General features: G+C 38.7%; 1 pseudogene. It reads left to right on the plus strand.

Features of this window, described 5'->3' with window-relative positions:
- A pseudogene (locus tag H5072_RS20705) lies at positions 1–796 on the plus strand (peptidase M16); the annotation flags it as partial.

Below are 796 nucleotides of genomic sequence, written 5' to 3' on the forward strand. Positions count from 1 at the left end.
TAATGGAAGGCTTTAAAAAAGCGACCCACGAAATGGCCATGCAGTGGTTAACGCCACATAATATGCGCATCGTACTTATACATCCAGATGTAGAGCCTGAACATAAAACCGCATGGTACAACACACCATATAAAGTAGAACATATTTCACCTAATTGGCTTGATGCACTTAGCGAGATAAATAAACCGCTGAGCGAAATGCTGCTGCCTACCGCTAATCCTTATTTGACAAAAGAAGTGGTGTTATTTGATGTCATAAAACCACAAACAAAACCCGAGTTATTAGTACAAGAACCCGGTTTTGACTTTTGGTTTAAACAAGACAACACATTTCGTGTTGCTAAAGGTCATTTTTATTTGGCCATGGATTCTGATTTTGCCGTAAAAGATGTAAAGCATATGGCTCTCACCCGCTTATTTACAGATTTATTTATGGATAGCGTAGGCGAGCAATTTTATCCTGCAGAACTTGCAGGACTTAGCTACCACTTAACCTCGCATCAAGGTGGATTAACTCTACATACCGCTGGGCTTTCATCCAGTCAGTTAGAGCTTGTTGATCAATTAATAGATGCTTTATTTAATGTAGAAATTTGTGCAAAACGCTTTGCTGAATATAAAAAACAACTTGTAAGGCATTGGCGCAATAGCAACCAAAACAAACCAGTCAGTGAGTTATTTAGTATTTTAGGCGCAAAAATAATGCCTTGGAACCCTCAACCTGGGGAGCTTGCATCGGCATTAAAAAACACCTGTTTTCAGCAATTTAATGAGTTCAGAACAGACTTTTTTAAAGC

Source organism: Pseudoalteromonas sp. SR45-5 (assembly GCF_014163565.1).
Taxonomy (GTDB): domain Bacteria; phylum Pseudomonadota; class Gammaproteobacteria; order Enterobacterales; family Alteromonadaceae; genus Pseudoalteromonas; species Pseudoalteromonas distincta.